The organism is Collinsella sp. 1033st1_E11_1033SCRN_220408 (genome assembly GCF_039062465.1).
Classification (GTDB): domain Bacteria; phylum Actinomycetota; class Coriobacteriia; order Coriobacteriales; family Atopobiaceae; genus Parolsenella.
Map to the genome: position 1 here is coordinate 116,815 of NZ_JBCLNF010000004.1, position 20,904 is coordinate 137,718.

Below are 20,904 nucleotides of genomic sequence, written 5' to 3' on the forward strand. Positions count from 1 at the left end.
GGGTTAATCCTCGTTGAACTTGTGCTCGGCGTACTCGTCTCGCGTCCACTTGAGAGACTCCTTGCCATCGCGCGCGATCAGGACGCGACGCGCGACGAAGAGCGAGGCCTCGTACAGGACGATGACGGCTCCGAACATAAGGAACATCGTGACGGGGCTGGCGTCGGGCGTAACCATGGCGGAGGCAATAAGCAGGCCGACATAGATGGCACGCCAGTTGCCGCGCAGATCCTTATACGGGACAAGGTGGAAGATCGAGAGGTAGAAGATCACCAGTGGCAGCTCGAAGGCGGCACCAAAGCCAAGCTCGAGGAGCATGATGATGTTGATGTAGTCCTCGGCGTTGGCGAAGATGGCCGCGAAGTCGACCGTCTGGTCGAGCATCCAGCCAAAGGTCGCCTGCAGGATGATGAAGTAGCAGAACACCATGCCGAAGAAGAACAGGAAGACCATAGCGGCAACCGTGGGCATGACCCACTTCTGCTCGCTCGGCTTAAGCGCCGGCATGAAGAAGCCGAGCACCTGGAAGATGATGATCGGACAGCACGCGATGATGGCGAAGAACGCCGCGACCTTGAATCGCAGCGTGAAGCCACCAAGGGCGGTGGTCACGTAAAGCTTGCCCCCGTCCGGCATGAACTCGCGAACCGGGTCGATGAGCAGCTGGATGAGCGTCGGGGACGCCATGTAGATGACACAGGTGGTCACAAGCACGCACGCGACGATGATGGTGAGGCGCCGCCTCAGCTCGCTCAGGTGGTCGAGCAGCGGCATTCTTGCAGGTCCGACGGGCATTTAGGCGTCCTTTCCGTCATCAAGGTCAAGGTCATCGTCATCATCGTCGTCAAGGCCATAGAGGGCCTCGACGGAGGTGGGGGCAGGCTCGGGCTCGGGAGCAGGCTCGACCTCGGCGGAAGGCGTCTCGGGAGCGACCTCGGCGGGAGCATCGGCGTCAGCGGCAGAGGTGGCGGCCTTCTCGGCAGCGGCCTTCTCGGCGGCGAGACGGGCGCGGCGCTCGGCGAAGGTCTCCGCCGGCTTGGCGGCTGCAATCTCCTCCTCCGTCATGTCCTCGTCCTCGGCCTTGGCCTTCGCGGCGGCCTTGCCAGTCGAGGTCTCGGCAACGTTCTGGATCGGGTCGATGATCTCGGACTGGACGACCTTAGTCACGCCCTCTTGCGCGGTGCGGAACTGGCGCAGGGCACGGCCGATGGTGCGCCCCATGCCGGGCAGCTTGTCAGGCCCGAACAACAGGAACGCGAACAGGATGATGAGGAAGAGCTCTTGATCTCCGATGCCGAACACGAATGCCTCCTTGGGCGTCTAGACCCGAGAACGATGGGTGTGATTAGTCTTCCACGTTGAGCTGACGCTCGACGCCAAGAAGGCCGAGCACACGCTTGACGTTTGCCTGCGGATGAGCGACGGAGAAGGCCACTCCCGCCTCCTGCGCGCGATTGGCAGCGCCCACGAGCACGCCAATGCCGGTCGAGTCAATGTAGGAGACCTCCGCAAGATCGACGGAGACCTCCGCGGGAGCTGCCTCGAGCGCGGAATCCACCGCCTCGCGGAGCTCGCCCGCGTTCGACACGTCAACCTCGCCCACAACGGTGACGAGGGTCTTGCCCACCTTCTCGGCGCTTGTGATGGAAAGGTCCATGCCCTCCCCCTTCCTATTCCGCAGCCGACGTCGTGGCGGCAGAGGTAAGGGACTGGAGCTGCGACGTTGCGTAGCTCTGAAGTCCATAGGTGTTGTCAGGGTCGACCTCGAGCGCCTTGTTGAAGGCGTCCGTGGCCTTTTCAGTCTCTCCGGTCTCCTGGTACATCATTCCCAGATTGGTCCATGCCGGAGCAAAGTCACCCACGTTCTTGGTGAAGTCCTCAAGAGCCTTGATGGCACCGGCCTGGTCACCAAGATAGTACTGGCAAAGCGCTCTGTTCACACGCGCGGCGCTTGCGTCCTCGAGCTTAAGGTATGAATCGTAGTAGCCCTCAGCCGTGGTGAGCAGCTCCTTTATGTGGGCTTGGTCATCATCGGTTGAGGCATAGTTCCTGGCGGTGCTACCCCAGTTCAGGTAGTTGTTCGCAAGGTTGATGAGAGCGGCCTTGTCATCCGGAGAATCCTTGAGCTTCTCCTCGAGCGGGGAGACGATGGACTGGTAGTGCTCGTCCAGGTCATTCATATAAGTGTTGGTCGTCTCGGCGTCAGAGGTGGAGGCGTCGGTCGTCGCGGCAGAGGTGGCTGCCGCGGTTGTAGCAGTCGCGGCAGAAGCCTTGCTCTTCTGGATGCCGGAGATGATGGCGGAAAGGGACGGCAGCAGGATTGAACCCACCATAATGATGGAGACGAGCACGACACCAACAATCACGGCAGGACGGCGGTTCGACGGCGTCACCGTGCGCACGGGAGCTTGATCCTCGGCGGGCGACTCGCTGCGGCTACGGCCGCGGCCGGTCGTGCCTAGGCCCTTGCCCGCAGCTTCCTCGCCCTTGACGGTCGATACGCGCGTGGAAGCCTCGTCTGTCTTCTTTGGCTTCGATGCCATCGATGAGCGTCCTTCCTGCCCGCAATCGGGCAATTCCCCTTGATGCAGGTGCGCCCGGGCCGGGGCCTGGGCGCACACATTCTGCGTATTCTACCTCACACGCGCGCCGACGCCGCCTAGCGCGCCTCGCGAGCGAGCCGTGCCGACACGAGTCGCACACAGGTCACGAAGACGTCAAGCGCGGCGCCGAGATCCTCAAGGCTGGGATACGAAGGTGCGATACGAATGTTCGTGTCGTCCGGATCCTTGCCATAAGGCCAGGTAGCGCCTGCAGGCGTCATCTTGACGCCAAGCTCCTCGGCAAGGGCGACAATCTTCTTCGCGGAACCCTTGGGGCCATCGAAAGAAACGAAGTAGCCGCCACGCGGGTGAGACCAGGTGGCGCACTCGAGGTCGCCCAGGCCGCTCTCGAGCTTCTCGTCCACGAGCTCGAAGCGTGGGGCAAGAATCCTCGCGTGCTCGACCATGTGAGCGCGGACGCCATCCGCATCGCCAAACCAGCGAACGTGCGCAAGCTGCATGAGCTTGTCAGAGCAGACGCGCTCCACGTTGAAGGTCTTGCGGAGGTCAGCGATGTCGGCAGGACTGGCGACGACGCAGGCAATGCCGCTGCCCGGGAAGGTCACCTTACTCGTCGAGGCAAACTCGTAGACGAGGTTGTCGTGGTCCTCCGCAGCGACCGCACCGAAGATGTCGAGCAAGTAGTCCGGCTCCTCGTTGAGATCGTGGATCGCGTAGGCGTTGTCCCAGAAGATGCGGAAGTCCGGCGCGGCAGGCCTGAGGGCGGCGAAGCGACGGACGACTTCATCCGAGTAGGTGACGCCCGTGGGGTTCGAGTACTTGGGAACGCACCAGATACCCTTGACCGTCGGATCGTTCTCGACGAGGCGGACGACCTCGTCCATGTCGGGGCCCTCCGGCGTCATGCGAATGGGCACGTTCGTGTAGCCCACGGAGGCGCTGACTGCGAAGTGGCGATCATAGCCGGGCGACGGGCACAGGAACTTGAGCGGGCCGCGGGCGGCCTGAACCGCATGGGGCTCGCAGCCGCGAACGCCGTGAATCCAACCATGGACGATGACGTCGTGCATGATGTTCAGGCTCGAAGATCCACCGAGGATGAGATTGTCCGCGTCGACGCCAAGAAGGTCCGCCATGAGGCGGCGAGCCGCGGGAAGGCCATCAGGGCAACCATAGTTACCGGCATCTACACCCTCATCGACGAGGTCGGTGGACGAGGTGAGCACATCGAGCATGGGGCGAGAAAGGTCGACCTGCTCCGGACTCGGCTTGCCGCGGGCCATATCGAGCTTGAGGCCGCGAGCGCGGAGCTTTTCCGCCTCCGCCTCGAGTTGGGCGATTTGCTCGTCAAGCTCTTCGTTCGTCATCTGCTCGTAGACACTTGCCATGCTCGTCTCCATTCGTCGACGCCTGGTTCTGCCCGATCTAGCGCTTGAGCTCGCACAACGCCGATGCGCCGGGCGCGACCCTGTCCGCATGGCGATCGCGGACCAGCTGTGGGATAGCCGCTCGCAATCCGACTACTGGAGGCAGCGACGCATTCCCCCTTGAAATGCTCCGTGCTGGCGCTGTGCTTACGCTCATTCGAGTATAGAGAGAAATAATCGTTATGGAACGCGAAGTGGTGAAGCGCGCGTTACGAGAGAGCGAATGGCATCCGCGGCTGTTACCATAGTGTCCATGGAAAAGCCTCCCTACATACCAAACTCTGACGAGTACGGCGAGCTCCAACGCTTCGTTGATGCGTTGTTCATGAGCGAGCACTTCGTGGATAACCTCGACGTTCAAATCATGGCGGAGACATTTGACCTCCCGTATGACCTGCTTGAGGTCGTCGGCATGCTGCCGAGCGGCGTCTATGAGCGCCCCCGCCTCGCAGACCAACTCAACTCCGCCCTCGTCGCCCACGGTTGGACCCAGCGCTTCGGCACCGTGGAGTAGCGCGACGCCCCAAGAGCAGCGCAACCAACACCGCGGACGTCGCAGGCACACCACGAGCAACGCCAGCCGTCAGCTCAGACACGTTAACCCCATCGAGGGCGCATCGCACGCTACGAACACGTCGGTTCACCACATAAAAAGGCGGGTCCTCCGTGGTTGGAAGACCCGCCCGCACACCAAACTGAGTCATCTGGCGTTTAGCCGTTCGATATGTTCGCGGCGCTTAATCCTCGTCGGCCTCAGGCTCGACGGGCTTCTTGGTCGCAGCAAGGATGAAGGCGCTGCCCACGGCGGCACTCGCGATAGAACACGCGAGAATGGCGCACTTGGCCGCAAGTACCTCGGTCTCGCTCACAAACGCAAGGCCCGCGATGAGGATGGACATCGTAAAGCCAAGACCACCCATGAGACCCACGCCAATGATCTGCTTCCAGTCGACGCCCTTCGGCAGCTTGGCGAAACCAATCTTCACAAGCAGGAAGGTAACGCCGATGATGCCAATCGGCTTACCCAGGAACGCGCCCAGGAAGACACCGCGAGTCACAGGGTCGGCAAGGATGGCCGCCGGATCGGCGCCCACGAGGCAGACCTGCGCGTTCACGAAGGCGAACAGCGGGAGGATGCCAAAGTTGACGAACGTCGAAATGGCGCTCTCGACGCGGACCAGCGGCGGCGCAACGCGATGCATCACGCGCTCGACGCTGTGAGCCTTCTCCGTGAAATCGTGCTGGCCAAGGACGTGGGACTCCTCGTCATAGGCGTCTTCGAGAAGGTCTGCTTTGTCGCCAAGCCAGTCACGCAGCGCGTCGAGGCGGATGTCGGACTTGGCAGGCAGGAACAGGGCCAGGATGACACCAGCGAGCGTCGCGTGGATGCCGGAGTTGAACATGCATACCCACAGGACGAGACCCACAACGATGTACCAGCGAGCGGCGAACGCACGCATGCGGTGCAGCGCCGCGAGCACGACGATGCAGCCAAGCGACGCGGCAAGCCACGGGATGCTCGGGGCCTGCCCGTAGAAGACGGCGATCACGATGATGGCGAGGATGTCGTCAGCGATCGCGAGGGTCGAGAAGAAGACCTTGGTCGCCGGCTTCACGCGGTCGCCCAGCAGCGACATGATGCCGAGAGCGAAGGCGATGTCAGTCGCCATCGGAACGGCCCAGCCATGGGGCGCGCCACCCTTTCCGAGGTTCAGGGCGAGGTAGATGAGCGAGGGCACGGCCACGCCGCCCACGGCGGCGAGCATGGGAAGCGCCGCCTGTCGCGGTCGGCGCAGCTGGCCCACGGTCATCTCATATTTGAGTTCGATGCCCACGAGAAGGAAGAAGATGGCCATCAGGAAGTCGTTCACGAACTCCTCGAGCGCGAGGCTCGCGCTCACGCCGCCGATGGACACGCCGATCGACGTCTCGAAGAAGTGGTGGACCGCCTCGTAGGCGGGCGTGTTCGCGACGATAACGGCGAGGATGGCGGCGAGCACCATCACGGCGGCGGCGATGGTGCCGTTAGACGTGAACTCCTGACGCGCATCCCTACGCTCGAAGCGGCGAACCTGCACCTCCTCGGCAATGATCTCCTCGTTGATGATGGGCTCCGGGCTCTGGGTCATATCTTCTACTCCGCGGCGGCGAGAATCGGGGCAGCAACCTGCTTCTTACGGGAGAGCACGCCGGGCATCCAGACGCCGTCGTGCTCGTCGGCGATACCGAGGCCCTTCTGGGCAACGGCGGTCTCGCCCTCGAAGAGGACCTGGGAGCCCTCCTCCATGATGTCGGTCAGGCAAAGGACGATGCCCTCGGCGCCCTTGTCGGCCTGGTAGGCGCGCATGGCCTCGCGGATCTCGTCGATCATGCCGAGAGCGCGGCTCTTGTCGACCGTCTCGTACTGGCCGATGAGCAGCTTCTGGCCGGCGACCTCGAACATCTTGATGTCGTTGCCGACCATCTCGGCCGCGGTGAAGGAGCCGGACGGACGGGAGAGGAAGACCTCCATGCCGAACTTGACCGGATCAACGCCAAGCTGCTCGCCAAGCTTGGCGGCAATGGCACGGTCGACGTCGGTGGTCGTGGGGCTCTTGAGCATGAGGGTATCGGTCATCATGGCAGAGAGCAGGAGCTTCGCCTGGACGTCCGTGAGCTCCTGGCCGAGAACCTCGAAGAGCTTAGCGACGATGGTGCAGCTGGAGCCCCAGGGAAGCGCGATGTAGTGGAGCGGGGTGGCCGTCTCGAAGTCACCGATGCGGTGGTGGTCGATGACGCCCAGGACGGTGGCGTCCTTCAGGCCCTCGACGGACTGGCTGGACTCGTTGTGGTCAGTCAGAACGACAAGCTGGCCAGCCTCGACGCCCTTGATCTGCTCGGGCTCGGCGATACCGGCCTCAGCGAGGAGCTTGGCAGACTCAGCCGGAAGCGCACCGAGGGCGCAGGCCTTGTACTCGTTGCCCTCGTATCCAACCTGGTTAAGAAGCTGGGCGAGAACGACGGCGGACATGACGGCGTCGTTGTCAGGGTTCTGGTGACCAAAGACGTAGACCGTGCTCATTGCGCGTACCTCCAAATCTAAGCGGGCACCACGGCGGCACCCGGCAAGGCAGACGCCCCTGCGCCCACCGTTTTTGCAACTTTTTAATTGTACCCACCGAATTGTTCGCCCCGTCTGAGCGGGACGCTGTTCCACAAAGACGCTGAAATGTTGCCCTCACCTGGGAGGTAGCCAGTGCCTCGACAGTGCGTCCGCACGGAGGTGCAGCCTGGCGCGCGCAAGCCGTCGCATCTACTGTGTCACCGCGCGCCCGCACGGAGGCGCACCGGACCGCGCTCACGTCACGGCATGACCGGGAAAGCCACGCCCAGCGCCTCGACAGCGCCTACCTCACCTGGGAAAGAGTCTGCTCCACGTAGACCTTATCCGCCACAGCCTCGACGGCGGCGCTCATGAGGCGCGACAGGTCAGGGGCGACCTCGACATCGTTAACGTCCGTCAGCGGCACGTGCGGGGTTGCGGGAATGGCGTGCTCGACCTCGTCAACGGCAAAGCGGCGGGCGAGGGTCTCCTCGAGCGTAGCGACGAGTACGTCATACGTGCTGGCGACGTTCACGCCTCGGTCGACGCAGGCGTTATACAGGGTCTTGACCTCGCCTATGGAAAGCACGCGCTTCAGCGTGCACACGAAGATGAGCGAAGCGACATGGCGACGAGTGTAGCGACGGCGCTGCGGGGCTGGAATCACGCGCTGCTTCACGTAATTGTTGACCATAGAGCTCGTGATGAGCTCCTCGCCCGGAAGGGCCATGAACGAGAGGTTCTCGGACACGAAGGAGAGCACCTGGTCGAGATAGAGCTCTATGCGCGGCATCTCCTCGACTCGCGCGATATGGACGTGCGTCATACGCTCGCGCAGATCGCGAACGTCATCCTCGTGCAAAGTCATCGCCGGCCCCCTCTGCCCGAATAACCAATTCCCAAGGATTCAGTAGGTAAATGTACGCCAGGTTCAATTTGTGACGCAAGTTTACACATTATCAAAATGACGTTTCCTAGTATCCATAACTAGATACACTAATCTCGAAGATTCGACCGAGAGACTTTGCATCGCATGAGCAACAGTCGCACCGCACCTAACAGGGAGCCCCGCATGAACGAGCAGCGCATTGCCATCATCACGGATTCGGGCACTGACACCCCGGCGGACTTCGCCGCGGCTCATGACGTGCGCACTGTGTCGCTCGCAGTCAACTACTCCAACGGCGACAGCTTTCGCTCCGGCTCGGAGATTACCGCCGACGAGGTGATCGACCGCTTCGCCGAGGAAATTCCCACGACGAGCCTCCCCTCCCCCAAGGACATCCGGGAGGCTCTCGAGACCGCGCGCGCCGATGGCTACGAGGCAGCCGTCTTCGTGACGATCAGCTCTGGTCTTTCTGCCACCAACCACACCGTCCATCTCGTCGCCGGCCAAATGCCGGACTTCCCGGTGGCGGTCGTTGACACCAAGAACATAGGCGTCATAGCGGGACTCACCGTCATGGCCGCCGTCCGCATGGTCGAGGCGGGCATCCCCTTCGACGAGCTCCAGGGCAGGCTCGAGGCCCTCGCAGCGGAGACCCACGGCTACTTCACCGTGCGCGAGCTCTCCTACCTGCGCCACGGCGGCCGCATCAACGAGGCCACCTACCGCCTCGGCAGCGTCCTCAACCTCAAGCCCGTCTTCACCTGTGACGAAGAGGGCAAGTACATCACCGTCAAGAAGTGCCGCGGCTGGGAGAAGGCCCTCGCCAGCGAGCTTGCCATCGTTGCCGAGAAGGCGAAGGGATACGCGCAGGTCATCTGTGCCGTGTGCTGCACCAAGGCGGAGCCTCGCACGGAGGAGCTCTCCGAGAAGATTCGCGAGATGATTCCCAATTGCCGTGAGATCGTCAAGGTCGGCCTCTCACCGGACCTGGTCGTGCACACAGGCCCCAGCCTCATTGGCATGGCCGCCCAGCCCGTCCTGACGCTCTAGCGTCCGTCCTCGCCCCGGGCAAAAGCCAATCCACCCCGAGCTCATGCGGAGGCCGCCTCGAGCGGCTTTCTCCATATGCAGGGATTGCGAGGGCACTGGCCACAAAATGCCTCGGCACCGCAAAACGCTCCGCTGCCTGTAACAATCCAACGAACAGCGGCACCGTTCGGTATCGTCTCCCCTAGCACTCGTGCATAATGTGTAAATCGCACATTTGCGCGCATAAGCCCCACAAACACTGGGCCAGCGCGTCCGCAAGCGCATGCCGCACGTCCACGCCAAACGAAGGGGACATCGTGTCTATTACTGCAGAAGAGGTCGCCGAGACACTCAACATGGTGACCGAGCAGCACCTCGACATCCGCACTATCACCATGGGCATCTCGCTCATGAGCTGCGCGGACGAGAACCTCGGCCGCATGTGCACCAAGGTGTATGACCGCATCACCACCAAGGCCGAGCACCTCGTGGAGACCGCGGAGAACCTCGAGCGCGAGTATGGCATCCCCATCGTCAACAAGCGCGTCTCCGTAACGCCCATCGCCCAGATTGCCGCCGCCTGCCCGGACGTCGACCTCGTGCCGCTCGCGCACGCGCTCGACCGCGCAGCGGAGACCCTCGGCATCGATTACCTCGGCGGTTATTCCGCCCTCGTGCACAAGGGCATCGGCGACGCAGACCGCCGTCTCATCAACTGCATCCCCGAGGCGCTTGCCTCCACGAGCCGCGTGTGCTCGAGCGTGAACGTCGCGAGTCTGCGCGCCGGCATCAACATGGACGCCGTCCTCATGGCGGCCCAAACCATCATCGACGCCGCCAAGCTCACCGCGGACCAAGATTCCGTGGGCGCCTCCAAGTTCGTCTGCTTCGCCAACATGGTCGAGGACTCGCCGTTCATGGCGGGCGCCGTCCACGGCTCTGGCGAGGCCGACGCCGTCATCAACGTCGGCGTCTCCGGCCCCGGCGTCATGGCCGCAGCCCTCGCCGAGCTCCCCGAGACCGCCGACATGATGGAGGTCGCAGAGCGCATCAAGCAGACCGCCTTCAAGATCACCCGCGCCGGCGAGCTCATGAGCCGCCAGGCCGCGAGCCGCCTCGGCGTCGAGAAGGGCATCGTCGACCTCTCGCTCGCCCCCACCCCCGCCATCGGCGACTCCGTGGCGCGCATCCTCGAAATCATCGGCGTCGGCCAGTGCGGTGGCCCGGGCACCACGTGCGCCCTCGCCATGCTCAACGACGCCGTCAAGAAGGGCGGCGTCATGGCGAGCTCCAGCGTCGGCGGCCTGTCCGGCGCCTTCATCCCGGTCTCCGAGGACGCCGGCATGATCGACGCCGCCGAGGCCGGCGCGCTCTCCCTCGAGAAGCTCGAGGCCATGACCTGCGTGTGCTCCGTTGGCCTCGACATGATCGCCGTCCCGGGAGACACGCCGGTCGAGGCGATCGCCGGCATCATTGCCGACGAGATGGCCATCGGCGTCATCAACAACAAGACCACCGCCGTTCGCCTCATCCCCGCCATCGGCAAGGCCGAGGGCGACTGCGTCGAGTTCGGCGGCCTCTTTGGCCGCGCCCCCGTCATGCACGTGAACCCCAACGCGGGTCACGTCCTGGCACACCGCGGCGGCCGCTTCCCGGCCCCGCTCAACTCTCTCAAGAACTAGGCGGCAGCGAGGCAAGGCAAGATGTCAGACGAGCAGCGCGAGAGCGACCTGGACGAATCGTTCGAGTCGACCGATGCGCCCGAGTTGAACAACATTGCCGAGACGAACGAGAGGCTCGTCGAGGCGGAGATAGGCACCGAGACGGAAGCGCAGGCGGAAACGCCCGCGCTTCCGCGCGTGCTTAGGTGGATCCTCCTCGTGGACGCCCGCGCCTCCGTCATAGCCAGCGCGGTTGCCGTCGTCGCCGTCATCGCCCTCGTCTTTGGTATCGCACACACGAAGAACGATTCTGCAGCAGCTCGCCAGGGAGAACCCGTCGGTGTCCTCAGCGCTCGAGTGTCTGCGCCGCCCTCAAGCGGAGCCTCCTTCGCGAATAGCCTAATCTCGACGGGGTTATCCGTCCCCGAGGACCCAGCGGGCATCATCGTCTCAGATGCCAGCGTCACCAACGACATAATCGCTCCCCTTCGTCACGCGACCGATGCCATCGAAAACGCGGGCTACAAGGTTGGCTATGTCCTGCTAGACGTCAACACCGGTGCGACCATCAGCTACAACGCAGACACTGCCTTCTACTCCGCAAGCTCGCTCAAGGGGCCTTATGTCGCCGCGCTCGCGCACTATGGCCTGGGCGACGGCATCGAATCCCTCTCAGGTCTCGTCTCCGCGACGATCGAGCAGTCTGACAACGTCGCCTACGCCATCTTGCGCGGGAGCAACGGCAGCGACGTCATGCGACAGCTCATTGACGAGGCAGGCGCGGAAAACCTGCCGGCAACGGCGGCGACCAGCGACATCGACTCTGCCATGCAGACGCTGAGCGTCGCGAGCATCGCGGACAATAACTACGAGTTTGTGACGCCCAACCAGCTGCTTTCGATGTGGGCGCTCTGTGGGCAGTACCTTGCCAGTAACGAGCCGGGCGCCGCCTATCTCGCAACCGAATTCGCCATACCGGAGACCTCTGCGATCAGGTACGTGGGCAGGGCCTTTGGCGGCACCTGGTCAAAGGCTGGCTGGTACCCTGGCGAAGGTGGCCCCCTCTCGACCACGGTTGATGCCGGCGTGGTGCGCGAGGAGACCGGCGATGTGGTTCTCGTCGTAATGACCAACAAGGGCTCGGACTTCTCCGTTATCGACAGCATCGCGCTCGAGCTTCTTGAGCTCCACGAGCATATGGTGGGTTAACGAACCTAGAACTCGCCCACGAACCTGACCTCGGGCTCGAGCTCGACGTCGAACTGACGCTTGACCTCGTCCTGGACATGGGAGATGACGGCACGCACGTCGGCCGCCGTGGCACCGCCAAGGTTCACGACGAAGCCTGCATGCTTGGTCGAGACCGCAGCTCCCCCCACCTGGTAGCCCTTGAGGCCGGCATCGCTGATGAGCTTGCCGGCAAAGTGACCCTCGGGGCGCTTGAAGGTCGAGCCCGCGCTGCCATACTCAAGCGGCTGCTTGGACTGGCGTGCCTCCGTAAGCTCGGCCACGCGATCCGCAATCTGGGAGCGATCACCCGCCTCGAGCTTGAACGTGGCGGAGAGCACCACAAGGCCCTCGGTGCGCACGCGGCTCGTGCGATAGCCCATCTCGAGCTGATCGGCCGGAATCTCCTCGACATAGCCACTCGGCATGAGGCAGCGGACGCTCTCGAGGACATCGGCACAGCAGCCGTCATAGGCGCCGGCGTTCATGAAGACGGCACCGCCCACGCTACCAGGAATGCCGCAAGCGAACTCAAGGCCCGTAAGGCCAAGGGAAGCCGCGAGCTCGGATACATCCGCGATGGCAGCACCCGCCTCACAGAGGATCTCGCAGGTCTCGCGCGGATCACCCAGCAACAGGATGTCGTCGAGCGCGCCAGCGCAGTCGATCATGACGCCACGATAGCCCTTGTCGCCGACGAGCAGGTCAGAACCCAGGCCAAGCAGAAAGTGCGGCACACCCGTATCGACGCAGGCGCGCGTGACGCGCACGAGCTCGTCCTCCGTCGCGGGCGTCACGAACAGGTCCGCCGGGCCGCCGACACCAAACGTGGTATGGGCGCCCATCGGCTCGTCGCGGCGGACGGCATCCGCGCCCACCACGCTCTCGAGGGCGTGGGCAAGGGCGTTGAACTTCTCGGAATCCTGGGACATGGGTCCTCCTCGGGCTACGCGAGCTGCCGCGCGCCAATAGGCGATGGTGTCAGTGGCCGGCAATACAACCCCAGGCTGTCCGCACGGCAAGCATCTTGTTCTCTCCGCTGAAGTTTACCCGCCCTTTCGCGCGTCAATGCAAACTCCGCATTCGAGGCCGCCAGACCGGAGCGTCGCCGCCTCGCAAGGCATACTCCGTCGTACCTCGGCCCCGACGCCACGAACCCGCTCCCCGCTCGTCCCGCAGCGTCTCGAGCCCTCGCGCATAAATCCCCTTGCGCGCCATGGGCAATGTGCTAGCCTATCGGTGTCAGTTTCAGGGCGGGGCGAAATTCCCCACTGGCGGTAACTGGTGGCAAAGAGCCAGCCAGGAGCCCGCGACCCGCGGATACGCGGTCGATCCGGTGAGAATCCGGGGCCAACGGTCACAGTCCGGATGGAAGAAACGGAGGCCACTTATGGCTACTTCCACGCACGCAAACTCCCACGCAACCACCGGCACCACGTCGGGTGGCTGGTCGACCCAGCGCATCGCCATCTGCGCGCTGTTCGTCGCCGTCTCGATGATCGTCAGCTACATGGAGATTCCGGTTCCGCCGGTCGCGTGGCTGAAGTACGACCCGTCCGGCGCCGTCTGCCTCGTCGCGGGCCTCGCCTTCGGCACGGGCACGGGCGCCATCGTGAGCGTCCTGTCCTGGCTCCCCCACCTCTTCATGAATCCGTGGGGCGGCCTCATGGGCATCCTCTGCACGCTCGCGCTCGTCGTCCCCGCCTCGCTCGTGTACGAGCGCAAGCAGACCGTCGCTGGCGCTGCCGCCGGCATGGCGCTCGGCGCCGTTGCCACCCTCGTCGTCGCCTGCGGAGCCAACATCGTCATCACCCCGATCTACACCCCCACGATGACCTCGGCCGACGTCATGGCCATGATCGTGCCGGTACTGCTGCCCTTCAACATCATTAAGGTCGCGCTCAACTGTGCCGTGACCGCCGTGGTGTTCAAGCCCGTCTCCAAGCTCGTGAGCAGGTAATTGACCGCCTCGCCTAACAGCGCGCCCATGTCGAGGGCCCAGCTCGAGGACGTCCGTCTCTCCTATGACGGCGGCCTCACCTGGGCCCTCGATGGCGTTTCGCTGCGCATTGAGCCCGGCGAGCGCATTTGCGTGCTCGGTCCCAACGGCTCCGGTAAGTCGTCACTCGCTCAGGTGCTCGCAGGCCTGGTTGCGCCCGACGAGGGAACCGTCGAACTCGCGGGCCGTACCTGCTTCGACGGTTCGCCTGACCCGGACGCCTACCGTCACGCGCGCCGAGTCACGGGCCTCGTCTTCCAGAACCCCGAGGACCAGATCGTCACGAGCGTCGTCGCCGATGACGTGGCCTTTGGCCCAGAGAACCTCGGCATCGAGCGCATCGACATCGCCCACCGCGTCGACGAGGAGCTCGGGCGCGTGGCGATGTCCGCATACGCGCAGGCAGATCCGGCGCGCCTCTCCGGCGGCCAGCAGCAGCGCGTCGCCATCGCGAGTGCCCTCGCCATGCACCCAGACATGCTCGTGCTTGATGAGCCCGGCGCCATGCTCGACGTCCGCGGACGTCGTGGCGTCATGCACGTGCTCGACCTGCTTCAGGAGGCCGGCACCACCCTCGTCCACGTCACGCACTTCATGGACGAGGCACTCGCCGCAGACCGCGTCATCGTAATGCGCGGCGGCCGCGTCGTTCTCGAGGGAACCCCCGAAGAGGTCTTCGCGCACGCCCACGAGCTGCGTGAATGCGGCCTTGACCTTCCTCTCGCAACGCGCGTGTCGCTCGAGCTTGGCCTGGAGCCCTGCGCAAGCGCAAGCGAGCTCGCACATACCCTTGCCGAGAAGGGCGCAAGCCAGGGGGTCATCGCGTCTGCGGGCGAGGAACCGTCCCCGCACGCGACAAGCATCCCCACCAGCGAAAACGCGCCGGCGGCCCTTCGTTTCTCAAACGTCAGCTTCTCGTACGGCGCTGCCCCCACCCTTGACGGCCTCTCCTTCGAGCTTGCGCGCGGTGAGCTCGTCGCCCTCGTCGGCCAGACGGGTTCCGGCAAGTCCACGATCGCCCGTCTCGCATGCGCGCTCGCCAATCCACAATCCGGCGAAGTCAGCGTATGTGGCATCCCTGCCGCTGACCGCAAGCGCCGCCGCGAGCTTCGCGGCAAGATCGGCTTCGTGATGCAGCGCCCCGAGCGCCAACTCTTCGCCGAGACCGTGGCCGAGGACATCGCCTACGGTCCTCGCAACCTCGGTCTTTCCGAGGAAGAAGTCGCTCGCCGCGTGAACGAGCAGCTCGAATTCCTCGGCATCGTCGATAAGGCCAGTGCCTCCCCCTTCGACCTCTCGGGCGGACAACAGCGACTCGTTGCCCTGGGCGGCGTCCTCGCCATGGAGCCCGAGGTCCTCGTCCTCGACGAACCCATCGCCGGGCTCGACCCGCGCGGGGCGGCCCACCTGCGCGAGCACGTTCGCGCGCTCCATGCCCGCGGAGTGACCGTGCTCATGATCTCCCACTCGATGGAGGACGTCGCCGAGCTCGCGAATCGCGTCATCGTGCTTGACCACGGGCGCATCGCCCTCGCCGGCACACCCGCGGAGGTCTTCTCCCGTGGGGAAGCCCTTCGCGAGCTTGGTCTTGGCGTACCCGCCCCTCTCGAGCTCGCCCACAGCCTCGAGGACGCCGGCGTTTTCGCACCGGGCGAGCTTGGCCAGCCGCTCACAACCAGCGCGCTCGTCACCAACATCACCCGGCTCAGGGGAGGGGATCGACCTTGCTAGCCTCCTCAATCAGACGCTATCAGCCAGGCGCTTCGCTCGTGCACCGCCTCGACGCGCGCGTGAAGGTGATCTGCCTCATGGTCCTCGTCCTCCTCATGGTTACGGTGACCACACCGACAGGGCTCGCCCTCGCCACGACCGGCATCCTCGCGCTCATCGCCGCAAGCCACGTTGCGCCCAAGATCATCTGGGCAAGCGTTCGCCCCATCGTGCCCTTCGTGGCCTTCGTCGCCGTCTTTAACCTCTTCATGGCACGCGGTGGAATAACGCTCGCACAACTAGGGCCTCTCGCACTCACCACCGAGGGCATCTGGATCGCCGCGCTCTACGCGGTCCGTCTGCTCATGGCCGTAGCACTGGGCGCCCTGCTGCTGCTCACCACCACACCCACCGCCCTCACGGACGCATTCGAGTCCCTGCTCTCGCCCCTCGGCCACCTGGGCCTTCCCGCCCATGAGATCTCGATGGTGCTCTCACTCGCCCTTCGCTTTGTGCCGGTACTTGCGGACGAGGCCCAATCGATCATGGATGCCCAGGCAGCACGAGGCGCGTCCTTCGAGGAGGGTGGCCTCGCCAACCGCATCCGTGCCATTGGCGCCGTCCTCGTGCCGATGTTCGCCGGAGCGATTCGCCACGCCGACAATCTCTCCCGAGCGCTCGACGCCCGTTGCTTTGAAGGCGGCGCGGGTCGCACACATTACCATGAACAGCGCATTCGCCCGCGTGACATCGTGTTCACGGCGGCCTGTGGCCTCTGGAGCGCCTGCCTCATCGCACTTTCAGCTCTTGGAATCTAGTCCTCGCAAGCATTTTCCGCGGCCAATGGTCAAAAACACCTTCTTGGCGTACGGTCCAAGTCAATCACATCCTCAGTTGCTTGACTGGAGTCAAGCAACTGAGGACTTAAGGAGTCCTCTACCCAAGCCCAGCCACACCTTACGGGCCCAAATCGATCAATTAACCGTCTCACGCACCGCGCATCACACCACAAATTGTCTTCAGGCGTACGCCAAGATGGGTTTTTTGACCATCCTCTCGGAAAAAACCTCTGGCGACATTAGAGGGGCGAGCAGAAGGCGTTTACATGGCTTGGCATCAGCGGACTTCGACTCCGTAGATATGTCAACGACCCCACGGAACCACTTTGCATGGCTTGTTGCCCACGAGGTGCGATGCCCGCCCTCTCAGGCGCAGACCTGCCACGTGGGCTCGTAGCTAGAGCCGTTCGCCAGATGCCTCATCCGTCAAAGCCGTGTAATTCGGGCAACGGAGACTCGGTTGGTCTATCCTTTTCAAATCAGAGCCACCGACACGCAAACGTACACCACTTGGAGCACACATGTCGCGAAGCAACCTCCGCCCCACCGAGGGCGTTTCCTCATATGAAAAAGACGGGCTCAACACCCTTTCCCACCCGCAGAAGCTCATGACGCGCCGCACGGCTCTCAAGGCCATGTTTGGCCTTTCCGTTATCACCGCCGGTATGCTCGGCGCGCCTTCCTCGGCTTTTGCCGCAAAGGCCTCCCAACAGACGACCAACGCCCTCAACTCCGCCCAGGCAGAGCTTGACGCCGCCCAGGCCAAGCTCGACGCCATCGCCGCGGAGTACCAGGAGCTCAACCAGAAGCTCAACGAGACCGTCGGCAAGATCGAGGACGTCCAAGCCCAAATCGATGCCAAGCAGGCGGAAATCGACGCCAAGCAGGCGGAAATCGACGCTAAGCAAGATCAACTCGCCAACCGCATCTCGAGCAGCTACAAGACCGGCAACTCGGACATCCTCGCCCTCATCCTCAACTCCCAGAGCTTTGAGGAGTTCTCGAACAATCTGTTCTACATGGGCAAGATCAATGCCAGCGACGAGCAGCTGATCGACGACGTCAAGACCGCCAAGGCGGAGCTCGAACAGGCAAAGGGTGAGCTCGAACAGCAGAAGGCTGAGCTCGAGCAGCTCAAGGAGGAGCAGACCCAGCAGCTTCAGGCCGTTCAGGCCAAGCAGAACGAGGCTAGCTCCGTCGTCAACAGCCTCTCCGATGACGTGAAGGCCCTCATGGCGAAGCGCGACGCGGAGATCGCTGCCGCAGCCGAGGAGGAGCGCCGCCAGGCGGAAGCCGCGAAGGCGGCCGCGAGCGCTGCCGGCGGCGTCTCCGGCAACCTCAGCAATGCCTCCCCGACTGACAAGGGCGCCGCCATCGTCGCCGCCTGCCACCGAGTCGCCTCTCCGGGCGCGGGCCTCTGCGCCATGTGGGTAAGCCGCGTCTACCAGGCCGCCGGCCTTGGCTATCCCGGCGGCAACGCCAACAACATGTACTGGAACTACTGCACGAGCTCCAACAAAAGCGATTTGCAGGCGGGCATGATCGTTGCAGTTTCGACGCACGGCAGCACCGCAGCCGGCCGCATCTACGGCCACGTTGGCATCTACATCGGCGGTGGCATGGTCATGGAGAACGTGGGCTACATCAACACGCAGAGTCTCGACTCCTGGATTGCCTCCTACGGCGACATCGTCACGCCTCGTTGGGGATGGGCCGGCTAGGCCAACGCTCGGCAGCCCTTCCATTGCAGCATACGCTCGCTAAAGCAGCGGGGTCGCCCGGTTAATTCGAGCGATCCCGCTTTTGTCAGCATTCTGTTCTCGTCATTCGCACGGCACGAAAGCCGTTTGCTCGTTCGCGGCACCACAGCCGCTTGCTCGTTATTCCTTTGATCTGTCAGGAACGGCGATGGCAATAATGCCAAGTACAATGGGAGTGGTAAAAACGCCTATGAAGTAGAGCATCCATCTGTTCTCGACAGAAAACCCCTTCATCTGGATGATGTCCGCCAACAGACGTACCGCCAAGAGATACGCAGCGAACGCCGCAACGTAGAACAGAACCAAGACAATGGCGAAACCGTTTGCCAAATACATAAACCCTCATTTCTATCGATAGGGTATTTCGGTCGATATATACCCTGTAATATGGTGAGAACTCGCCCCCTATCGCCAAGCGGCAGGGTGCAGCACTGGCGTAGTTGCCAACTGCCGTTCGCACCGCGAGCACAACCATATCGGCACTATAATGGGAACCTGGTGTGGACAAGGTCCGCCCTGTCTACGTGTCACTGAACGCCTGGGCGAAAGGAACCCCATGAGCGAGAAGATCGATCCCAAAGACACCTGCGTTCTCGTCACCGGCGGCGCCGGCTTCATCGGCAGCCACACCGTGGTCGAGCTGCTTCAGAAGGATTACAAGGTCGTCATCGTCGATGATCTCTCCAACGCCTCCGCGAAGGTCGAGGACCGCATCAAGACCATCGTTGGCCCCGATGCAGCCAAGAACCTCGAGCTCGTCATCGCGGACGTGAATGATCGCGCCGCGCTCGAGCAGATCTTCGACACCCACACGATCGACCGCGTCATCCACTTCGCCGGCTTCAAGGCCGTGGGTGAGTCCGTCTCCAAGCCGATCGAGTACTACTCAAACAACCTCGGCAACACGCTCACGCTCGTCGACGTCATGCGCGAGCACGGCTGCAAGTCCATCATCTTCTCCAGCTCCGCCACCGTCTACGGCGACCCGGACTCCCTGCCCCTCACCGAGGCCAGCCCCAAGAAGAACGCCACCAACCCCTATGGTTGGACCAAGTGGATGATTGAGCAGATCCTGACCGACCTCCACACCGCTGACCCCGAGTGGAACGTCGTCCTTCTCCGCTACTTCAACCCCATCGGAGCCCACCCCTCCGGGCTCATGGGCGAGGACCCCAAGGGCATTCCCAACAACCTCGTGCCCTACGTCGCGCAGACCGCCATCGGCAAGCGCGAGGCCGTCCACGTCTTCGGCGATGACTACGACACGCCCGACGGCACCGGCGTCCGCGACTACATCCACGTCTGCGATCTCGCCACCGGCCACGCTGCCGCCCTCGCCTGGATGAACGGCAAGACCGGCGTCGAGATCTTCAACCTCGGCACCGGCAAGGGCACCTCTGTGCTCGAGATCATCAAGGCCTTCTCCCGCGCCTGCGGCAAGGACATCCCCTACGTCATCGACCCGCGCCGCCCCGGCGACGTCACCTCGAACTACGCGGACTGCTCCAAGGCCAAGGCCGAGATGGGCTGGGAGGCCAAGTACGACATCGACGACATGTGCCGCGACTCCTGGAACTGGCAGTCCAAGAACCCCAACGGCTACGAGGGCTAGGACGGCCGCGTGAGCAACACCTTCCCCGGATATCTGAAGGAGCGCCTGCCCCTCGTGGAGCAGGCGCTCTCCCGCGTCGCGGCAACCCCGCTTGACGGCACCTCCTGCGCGACGGCAGACCTCAGCCGCTACCTCTACGCGCCCCTCGCCCACTTCACCTCGGGCGGAGGCAAGCGCGTGAGGCCGGTCCTCTGCCTGCTCGGCGCCGAGGCCGTAGGCGCCGCGCCAGAGCGCGCCCTCTCCGCCGGCATTGCCATCGAGCTCTTCCAGAGCGCCGCGCTCGTCCACGACGACATCGCGGACGAGTCCGAGCTCCGCCGCGGCGAGCCGTGCCTCTACGTCACGGAGGGAACGGGCGTCGCCATCAACATGGGAGACCTCGCCCTCACGCAGGTGTTCGAGGTTGTCATGGAGGACGCCGCGCTTGACGCGCCCACCAAGCTGTCGCTTCTACGCAGCCTCGCCACGATGGAGCGCCACACCCTCGAGGGACAGGCGCTCGACCTCGGTTGGGCACGCGACGGGCGCTGGGACATCACGAGCGCGGACTACACTTTCATGGTCACGAGCAAGACGGCCTACTACACGGCCGCCTACCCGCTCTACCTCGGCGCCATCGCCGGTGGTGCCAGCGAGGACGTCGCACGCGAACTCTACGCGATTGGCATCGAGGCCGGCGTCGCCTTCCAGCTACAGGATGACCTGCTGAACCTCGTCGGCGACGCAGACGCCCAAGGCAAGGACTTCAGGAGCGACATCACGGAGGGCAAGCGCACGCTCGCCGTGGTCCACGCGCTCGAAAACCTTGGCACCGCAGAGCGCGACGAGCTCGTGTCGCTCCTGACCGCAAGCGTGACCGCGCCCGATGACCTCGCACGCGCCGTTGAGCTCATCGAAGCGGGTGGCGGCATCGAGCATTGCCGCTCGCTCGCCGAGAAGGGTGCGGAGGAGACCAAGCGCCTGGCAGCAGAGGCGGCGGAAAAGGGCCACATTACGTTTGGGGCTCGCGACCTACTCTGCTCTATGGCAGACTTCTTTGTAGAGCGCGCGGCCTAGCCGCGAGCAAGAACAGGGCCCACGGGGCCCACGAGATATCTAGAGGCGC

At 63.7% G+C, this 20,904-nt stretch carries 20 protein-coding genes and 1 riboswitch; of the genes, 10 read left to right on the forward strand and 10 right to left on the reverse strand.

The features are described 5' to 3' along the window. Positions 1–3: 3 nt before the first annotated feature. The 5 genes from tatC to ABCN07_RS05095 form a co-directional block, all read right to left on the reverse strand. A complete protein-coding gene (gene tatC / locus ABCN07_RS05075) occupies positions 4–795 on the reverse strand; it encodes a twin-arginine translocase subunit TatC (protein ID WP_293835620.1) in 792 nt (263 codons plus the stop codon). Then, on the reverse strand, positions 796–1,302 hold the full coding sequence (locus tag ABCN07_RS05080; RefSeq protein ID WP_343005673.1) for a twin-arginine translocase TatA/TatE family subunit: 507 nt from the start codon (positions 1,300–1,302) through the stop codon (positions 796–798). It lies immediately after the preceding gene. Positions 1,303–1,345: 43 nt separating this feature from the next. Beyond that, complete coding sequence (locus ABCN07_RS05085) at positions 1,346–1,657, reverse strand: STAS domain-containing protein (protein ID WP_293835624.1); 312 nt, start codon at positions 1,655–1,657, stop codon at positions 1,346–1,348. A 13-nt stretch (positions 1,658–1,670) separates the two neighbouring features. After that, entirely contained in the window at positions 1,671–2,543 is an 873-nt protein-coding gene (locus ABCN07_RS05090; protein WP_343005674.1) for a tetratricopeptide repeat protein, read from the reverse strand. A gap of 116 nt (positions 2,544–2,659) precedes the next feature. Next, positions 2,660–3,952: an aminotransferase class I/II-fold pyridoxal phosphate-dependent enzyme gene (locus ABCN07_RS05095; protein WP_343005675.1), complete on the reverse strand. Its 1,293-nt coding sequence runs from the start codon at positions 3,950–3,952 to the stop codon at positions 2,660–2,662. Between the two features lie 262 nt (positions 3,953–4,214). Between ABCN07_RS05095 and ABCN07_RS05100 the strand changes: the two genes are divergently transcribed. Then, positions 4,215–4,505, forward strand: a complete 291-nt coding sequence (locus tag ABCN07_RS05100; RefSeq protein WP_343005676.1) for a hypothetical protein — start codon at positions 4,215–4,217, stop codon at positions 4,503–4,505. Between the two features lie 223 nt (positions 4,506–4,728). Here the strand turns inward: ABCN07_RS05100 and nhaA are convergent, their stop codons facing one another. The 3 genes from nhaA to ABCN07_RS05115 form a co-directional block, all read right to left on the reverse strand. Beyond that, entirely contained in the window at positions 4,729–6,120 is a 1,392-nt protein-coding gene (nhaA, locus tag ABCN07_RS05105) for a Na+/H+ antiporter NhaA (RefSeq protein WP_343005677.1), read from the reverse strand. A gap of 5 nt (positions 6,121–6,125) precedes the next feature. After that, the gene (locus tag ABCN07_RS05110) at positions 6,126–7,052 is read right to left on the reverse strand and encodes a manganese-dependent inorganic pyrophosphatase (RefSeq protein ID WP_343005678.1); all 927 of its coding nucleotides are present in this window, start codon (positions 7,050–7,052) and stop codon (positions 6,126–6,128) included. 325 nt (positions 7,053–7,377) lie between these two features. After that, positions 7,378–7,941, reverse strand: a complete 564-nt coding sequence (locus ABCN07_RS05115) for a DUF1836 domain-containing protein (RefSeq protein WP_343005679.1) — start codon at positions 7,939–7,941, stop codon at positions 7,378–7,380. A gap of 204 nt (positions 7,942–8,145) precedes the next feature. On the opposite strand from ABCN07_RS05115, the gene ABCN07_RS05120 reads away from it, so the two are divergent. From ABCN07_RS05120 to ABCN07_RS05130, 3 genes are all read left to right on the forward strand, one after another. Beyond that, entirely contained in the window at positions 8,146–9,012 is an 867-nt protein-coding gene (locus ABCN07_RS05120) for a DegV family protein (RefSeq protein ID WP_343005680.1), read from the forward strand. 296 nt (positions 9,013–9,308) lie between these two features. Next, positions 9,309–10,673 (forward strand): PFL family protein, encoded by a 1,365-nt coding sequence (locus ABCN07_RS05125; protein WP_343005681.1) that lies wholly within the window; start codon positions 9,309–9,311, stop codon positions 10,671–10,673. Between the two features lie 21 nt (positions 10,674–10,694). Beyond that, positions 10,695–11,861 carry a hypothetical protein gene (locus ABCN07_RS05130; protein ID WP_343005682.1) on the forward strand — a complete coding sequence of 389 codons (1,167 nt, stop codon included), beginning with the start codon at positions 10,695–10,697 and terminating at the stop codon, positions 11,859–11,861. 5 nt (positions 11,862–11,866) lie between these two features. On the opposite strand, the gene murB is transcribed toward ABCN07_RS05130, so the two are convergent. Then, the gene (gene murB / locus ABCN07_RS05135) at positions 11,867–12,811 is read right to left on the reverse strand and encodes a UDP-N-acetylmuramate dehydrogenase (protein ID WP_343005683.1); all 945 of its coding nucleotides are present in this window, start codon (positions 12,809–12,811) and stop codon (positions 11,867–11,869) included. Between the two features lie 308 nt (positions 12,812–13,119). Next, positions 13,120–13,263, forward strand: a riboswitch (FMN riboswitch). A 6-nt stretch (positions 13,264–13,269) separates the two neighbouring features. Between murB and ABCN07_RS05140 the strand changes: the two genes are divergently transcribed. The 4 genes from ABCN07_RS05140 to ABCN07_RS05155 all read left to right on the forward strand — a co-directional run bounded on the left by ABCN07_RS05140 (position 13,270) and on the right by ABCN07_RS05155 (position 18,148). Further along, the gene (locus ABCN07_RS05140; RefSeq protein ID WP_343005684.1) at positions 13,270–13,839 is read left to right on the forward strand and encodes an ECF transporter S component; all 570 of its coding nucleotides are present in this window, start codon (positions 13,270–13,272) and stop codon (positions 13,837–13,839) included. A 27-nt stretch (positions 13,840–13,866) separates the two neighbouring features. Further along, on the forward strand, positions 13,867–15,609 hold the full coding sequence (locus ABCN07_RS05145; protein ID WP_343005685.1) for an energy-coupling factor transporter ATPase: 1,743 nt from the start codon (positions 13,867–13,869) through the stop codon (positions 15,607–15,609). Then, positions 15,603–16,406, forward strand: a complete 804-nt coding sequence (locus tag ABCN07_RS05150; RefSeq protein ID WP_343005686.1) for an energy-coupling factor transporter transmembrane component T — start codon at positions 15,603–15,605, stop codon at positions 16,404–16,406. Before ABCN07_RS05145 ends, ABCN07_RS05150 begins: the two co-directional genes overlap by 7 nt. A gap of 542 nt (positions 16,407–16,948) precedes the next feature. Then, positions 16,949–18,148 (forward strand): hypothetical protein, encoded by a 1,200-nt coding sequence (locus tag ABCN07_RS05155; protein WP_343005687.1) that lies wholly within the window; start codon positions 16,949–16,951, stop codon positions 18,146–18,148. Between the two features lie 159 nt (positions 18,149–18,307). On the opposite strand, the gene ABCN07_RS05160 is transcribed toward ABCN07_RS05155, so the two are convergent. Further along, on the reverse strand, positions 18,308–18,523 hold the full coding sequence (locus ABCN07_RS05160; RefSeq protein WP_343005688.1) for a hypothetical protein: 216 nt from the start codon (positions 18,521–18,523) through the stop codon (positions 18,308–18,310). A gap of 220 nt (positions 18,524–18,743) precedes the next feature. On the opposite strand from ABCN07_RS05160, the gene galE reads away from it, so the two are divergent. Continuing rightward, positions 18,744–19,799, forward strand: a complete 1,056-nt coding sequence (gene galE, locus ABCN07_RS05165) for a UDP-glucose 4-epimerase GalE (protein WP_343005689.1) — start codon at positions 18,744–18,746, stop codon at positions 19,797–19,799. Between the two features lie 9 nt (positions 19,800–19,808). Continuing rightward, positions 19,809–20,855: a polyprenyl synthetase family protein gene (locus tag ABCN07_RS05170; protein WP_343005690.1), complete on the forward strand. Its 1,047-nt coding sequence runs from the start codon at positions 19,809–19,811 to the stop codon at positions 20,853–20,855. Positions 20,856–20,904 lie beyond the last annotated feature (49 nt).